Origin of the sequence: Candidatus Ruminimicrobium bovinum (assembly GCF_902760015.1) — a bacterium.
Classification (GTDB): domain Bacteria; phylum Elusimicrobiota; class Endomicrobiia; order Endomicrobiales; family Endomicrobiaceae; genus Ruminimicrobium; species Ruminimicrobium bovinum.
This window is the reverse complement of sequence record NZ_CACWEU010000134.1, coordinates 1-6,025: the sequence shown is the minus strand read 5'-3', so window position 1 is coordinate 6,025 and position 6,025 is coordinate 1. Positions and strand designations below refer to the sequence as shown.

General features: G+C 25.8%; 3 protein-coding genes and 1 pseudogene. 1 reads left to right on the top strand and 3 read right to left on the bottom strand.

What is annotated here, in order from left to right; genetic code table 11:
- Window positions 1–4,082 (bottom strand): phosphotransferase (locus tag ACMUOV_RS04810; protein ID WP_413853974.1); only part of this gene is annotated, 4,082 nt, incomplete at its 3' end.
- 648 nt (window positions 4,083–4,730) lie between these two features.
- On the opposite strand from ACMUOV_RS04810, the gene ACMUOV_RS04805 reads away from it, so the two are divergent.
- On the top strand, window positions 4,731–5,234 hold the full coding sequence (locus tag ACMUOV_RS04805; protein WP_413853973.1) for a type IV pilin protein: 504 nt from the start codon (window positions 4,731–4,733) through the stop codon (window positions 5,232–5,234).
- Window positions 5,235–5,236: 2 nt separating this feature from the next.
- On the opposite strand, the gene ribE is transcribed toward ACMUOV_RS04805, so the two are convergent.
- A complete protein-coding gene (gene ribE / locus ACMUOV_RS04800; protein WP_413853972.1) occupies window positions 5,237–5,698 on the bottom strand; it encodes a 6,7-dimethyl-8-ribityllumazine synthase in 462 nt (153 codons plus the stop codon).
- A gap of 48 nt (window positions 5,699–5,746) precedes the next feature.
- A pseudogene (locus tag ACMUOV_RS04795) lies at window positions 5,747–6,025 on the bottom strand (bifunctional 3,4-dihydroxy-2-butanone-4-phosphate synthase/GTP cyclohydrolase II); the annotation flags it as partial.

The following is a 6,025-nucleotide window of genomic DNA, read 5'->3' as shown; positions in this document are numbered from 1 at the left end:
TCTACAAAAGCTATGTTATAATTTTTATTTCTAAGAATTTCTGCCAGCATATAATCCTCAGTTAAAAATAAATCCGCCGGCTCTATAATATCTGTTTTACTGTTTAATGTAAATATTGAAATATTTTGTAATTTTGAAATAATATTTCTAACTTTTGTTATTGCAAAAAAAATACAGAAAATTATTTTTTCAATCAAATTATCTACAGATTTCTCATATGTACTGTTTGTAACTTCTTCATAACCTTTATATCCTGTATCTTTTTGACCGGATGTTAAATAAGCAATTGAAGAATGTAATAGCTGTAACATTTTATTAACGGAAATATGGGTTCTTCCTGGGTCTGCAAGATTTGTATCATCAGGCATAACAATTGATATATCACTAAATAATATGATATTAGCCGATTTTCCCAATAAAATTTGTAATAACATTTTTTGAATTTTACTGGTCACTACAATATAATCAGCATTTGTGTATTCTCTTGTTACATTTTCAGATTTAAATTTATTCTTAACATAATCGAAAATTTGTTTATTAAATGTATTATCATTTTCCTTTATAAAAGTCTCTATTTCTGTTTCCATGTCATCATGATAGTCTATACCAAATAACTTTGAAAATAACTTATTATTTTCAACAAATTTAAAAAATTTACCGGCTAAAGATACAAGCGGTATTATACCGAATGAATTTATCTGAATTTTATCTTTCCCTGATTTTTTTAAATAATATTCAAACATGATGTGAGCAGAAGCACTTCTATGCTTATTAAGCAAACAAACGAAAGAAATTGAAATAGGCTCATTATTTTTTATTGATTTTTTCATTCTGTTAATTATTTTCATATCTTTATTAGGATATTTAATAACACTATTTATAATTTTTTGCAGTTCTTTTTTTTCTAATTTTAAAATTTTTGTTATGTTGTTTTCTTTGTCGGCAAAAAACTCATCAAATTTTTTAATATTATAAAAGAATTCATTTTTATTATCTTGAGATAAAACATATTTTGCTCTTGAAATAAAGCCAAATCTCATAAGCGCCAACAATGCATTTAATTCTTCTTCATTTAACGGATTATCGGATTTGTTTTGATATTCAAACAGAAAATTTAAAAATGTATCTATTTCAAATAAATTAACATTTCTTGTATCTACAAAAAATCTGTAAAAATCAATTATTCTGTATGCTTTGGAATATTGTTCCCAATCAATTAATGAAGATACATTATTATTGTCATCAAAAAATATATTTTCAATATTCCAATCACCGTGTATATATAATTGTTCCAATTTACTTTTATCGGAATCATTCCATATTTGTCTTAATTTCTTTGCCTGGTCTATGATGAATTTAACAGTTATTTCATCTTCATTAGTTAAAAAAACTCTTAAAACATTTTCATCTTTCCATAACAGATGCAAATAAAGCACATACTTTTTTTCATCATAATTAAGATTAAGTTCTTGAGTTAAATTTAATATTCCCAATTCTTCTAATTTTTTATCTGTCAATTCATTGCTAAAATTAAAAAGTTCAGGATTAATATCGGTATCTATATTCCAATCTTTAACTTTGTTTTCAAATTCATTTTTATTATTTCTGAATTTATTATGACTTGCAGCCAACGAATCGGCAGTATTTATAATATATTCGTTGTTAAATTCCGTACCGGTTACAGTTTTTCCATGTGCAAAATCATTTAGCATATAAAAATAATTACCGTTTTCAACAAAATTTTTTCCGTCTTTTGTTTTGTAAACTTTCGATGTAGGCAAATTCTCTTTTTCAGCAAAATTTATACCATCAGCTATTACATCCGGATTTCTTTTCAAATCTATATATCTTCTTGCTATAGGTTTTAAAACAAAATATGTTTTCACTCCGTCCTTTACCGTAACTACTTTCACAGGAAATTTTTCTTGAAAACCGCCTGCCAAAGGTACAATGGCATGAATTTTTCCCAAATGATTATAATTATTATTAAATATCTGTTTCATTTCATTTATATAAATATATTCATTCAATTTATCTGTTATCATATTTGATAAAAATTTTATCGGAAGTTTATTAAATAATTTGATAAAAACTTTATACAATTTAGTTTTATAGTCGTCATTCAAGAAATGTCTTTTTTCTATTGCTTTTATTACAAGATTCTCAGCTAAAGTAACATCTTGTTTAAGTTTATCCAAATCTAAATAATTTAATATTAAATCGGAATCAACTTCGTTTCTTATACCTTCGTCATTAATATAAAAAAACAAAAAATCCCTTAAACTTTCAACAATATTTTCAGATGATACATCTGCGAGAATTTCTGAAATTTTAACAATTTTTTCGAATTTTGAATTATCAACAAATTGCTCGACATTTTCATCAGTATTTCTTAAATTATTTATTTCGGCATCAGTAATTTGAGGCAAAATAAGTTTTATATTATCGTTTGAAATGCCGGCAGCTATAAGTATTTTGATTTTTAAAGAAATATCCCCTTCCGCTAATGAATTAAGTATTGCCGCAATTGTTTGTGTTTGGATTATACTTTGCTCTTTTATAAGTTTGTGATAAGTATTTTCAGCAAAAACAGTACCTTCTCTAACCTTGGGAGTAACGACTATATATGTTATATTATTTTCTTCCAACAAATTTGATATACTCTCTGTATGGAAACCGCCTGTAACAACAATATCTACTCTTTTTATATGTTTTAAATTATTTAAAATATCATTTAAATCATTACTTGTTTTAATAATATTGGAACTATTATATTTCACTCCTTCAAAAATATTTTTCGCAAAATAATCATTTCTTTTTTTATTTATATCGTAAAAAATACTATTTTGTGCAATATATTCTTTTAATAAGTTTAAAACATCATTATCCGCATATTTATCCCACAAATTTTTATATTTTTCTATGTTATTCTTAAAATATTCATAATTTTGTTCCGTTATTTTTGCATTTAAAAAATCAGTTAAATACTTTTCAAAATCTACTAAAAACAAAATTTCCCGTTGTGCTTTTGTATTTAATAATCTTAAATTTATTTCATTTATTAAAAGTCTGTTTTCTTCTACAATTTCTAACGGATTAACTAAACCGCTTAATTTAACATAATTAAAATAACCGTCTAAATCTTTAAAATCTTTTGATAAATCGATTTTATACTCATCAATAATACTATACAAATATTCATATATTTTATCTATTTTTGAAAAGTTATCACTTGTTTTTGATAAAAACAAATACATATCTGCAGGTAAAATTTTTTTGAATTGAATCAGCAAATTTTTTAATTGATTTGTTATTTTCGGATAATCTAATTTTTTTTGGATAAGTAATAGTTTTATATAACCGGATATATTTTTATACTTATTTATATCTATGTTTAATTTTCCTGTATATCTTGTCAACAGGGAAAAATATTTTTCCGCAGTTATTGTTCCATCATTATATTCATTCGATAGCTTATCTACTTTTATTTGCCTTTCATTATAATATATTTGTTTTAAATTATTTGTTGTTTGAGATATTGATTTCAATATGACAGACGTTTGTTTTTGATTGTTTAATATTCTGCTTAATCTTTTTATATTGTCTATATATTCGTCTTTATTTTCTAAACCTTTAATAATGTCGTTTTTTTCAATTAAAGCGCAGTAATATTCAACACCTGTTATCCTTCCAGTATCCAATATTTTATTAACAGTATCAATACCTAATAAGTTTTTAATTTTTATTAACCAAGATATATCAATGTCACCGTAAGCTCCTTCCAAATAAATATTATTTACCGGAATTTTTTTATTAAACAAATCAATAATATTACTGATATTTTTTTGAACCTGCGGATGACAATGTAAATCCTGTATATTTATTATTAATCTGTCTGAATTCGTAAAATGAGCTTTTGTTATTTTTCCGTAAGATAAAGGTAAAAAGAACTTATCATTCATTTTATTATCTTTATAAATCGGCTTTAAAGGAACATAAAAAGCATAATTAATATCTTTACACACAAAAGATATTAAAAGACAATTCAATAAAATAAGTGAAATAAATTTTTTTATACTCATTTTTTTATACCAAATAAAAAACCTTGTGCTTAAAAAATAAAGCGCAAGGTATTTTTATATGCGATAATAAAACCTTTACTGAAACTGATCTCGGTAATAAACTAAACAACAATTTTGATAAAAACTTAACAAATATACACCGCCAAAGGCGGCACGTAGAATAAAATTTAAAAAGAAAACAAACAAATAAACAATTAATGCTTGCAAAAAACAAAAAACTTATACCGCTTACCAATTGTTTTGAAAAATTACTATTACAATTTAAAATTAAATCATTACAGTTTGTAAATATATCAGTAGCAACAGGATTATCAGTTTGATTTTTAGTTATTTTATCAAAATTCAAATTATCCGAAACAAAATTTAATGCTACATCCGTCACTGAAAAAAACCTTGATAAGACAGCATTATCAGATAAAATACTTTTATCCGACCTATCCAAAAAAACGGTAAAAATATTTATAAAAATGCTAAATAAAACAACAAAAAAAGCAACTGATTTTAAACAAAAAAATCGTTTCATAGGTATATTATAATTTATATAATAAAAAAAATCAATACATTGTAGAAGTTCAATACATATTGTTGCATAAATCATAAATTTATGTTATACTTGAATAAATTTATACTTATTGTGTATATTGATGTATGGTATCAAATAATAAAGGTTTCACTTTAACAGAACTTATAATTACAATTGTAATTGTAGGAATTTTGTCTATAATTGCAACTTATGTTTATAGAGTTTTACTTTTTAAAGCCGTTGCAACCGAAGGCAAAGCTTTAATGGGTTCTATTGCTAATGCAGAAAAAACATATTATGTTCAATATGGACATTTCTACGGGTGCGATTTGCCGGAAGGAGATACGGAAGGAAGAACGGCTGCTCTTGGTGAGGGTGGAGCTTGGGGTGAGCGCAGTTATGATCCTATATTAGGAGTAGATGCTAGAGGAAACACTTATTTTAAAAATTTCAAATTTGTTTCGGCAACTAACGACGGAGTTTATGTAGAATCAAAAACAAATAAGCCCTATAAAGATTTAGGATTAGTTCTGCAAATAAGCGGAATGTCCACATCAAGTGAAGGAAATGTAACTATTTCCTTGTATAAATGGGACGAAAACAATATAACTCCTATAGATATAAACTAAAGTTATATTCTTTTATACAAATCAACCATTTCTATTGCAGTTAATGCGGCATCTGCACCTTTATTGCCTGCTTTGGTTCCTGCCCTTTCAATAGCTTGTTCAATAGAATCGGTCGTTAAAACTCCGAAGGTTACAGGAATTTTACTTGATAACCCGACTGTTGCAATGCCTTTTGATACTTCTGCGGACACATAATCAAAATGAGGAGTTGCCCCCCTTATAACACAACCTAAACAAATAATAGCATCATATTTATTTGAATCAGCTGTTTTCTTTGCAACTGCAGGTATTTCAAATGCACCGGGAACCCAAATTGTTGTAATATCATCTTCATTTGTTCCATGTCTTTTTAGAATATCCACAGCACCTGAAATAAGCTTATTTGTTATAAACTCATTAAATCTTGACACTACAATTGCAAATTTTTTACCTTCGGAATTTAACTGTCCGTTTATTGTTTTCATTTTTTACTGTTCCTCCATTCTTCTAATATTCTATTTACATATTAAAATTTAAATAAGTTTCAGTTTATGTCCCATTTTTTCTTTTTTTGTTTTCAAATATCTTTTATTTACGGCATTAGGTTTCATTTCTATAGGAACTCTTTTTGTTATTTTTAAACCGTAACCGTCAAGTCCGATAATTTTTTTCGGATTATTTGTCATAAGTTTTATGCTTGATATACCCAGTTCACATAAAATTTGTGCACCTATACCGTAATCTCTTAAGTCGGGTGCAAATCCCAAAGCAACATTTGCTTCAACTGTATCAAGACCTTGTTCCTGTAACTT

Bases quoted from the DNA above. Each gene is read 5' to 3' on its own strand.
- ACMUOV_RS04805 (WP_413853973.1), top strand. From the start codon at position 4,731: ATGGTATCAAATAATAAAGGTTTCACTTTAACAGAACTTATAATTACA.
- ribE (WP_413853972.1), bottom strand. From the start codon at position 5,698: ATGAAAACAATAAACGGACAGTTAAATTCCGAAGGTAAAAAATTTGCA.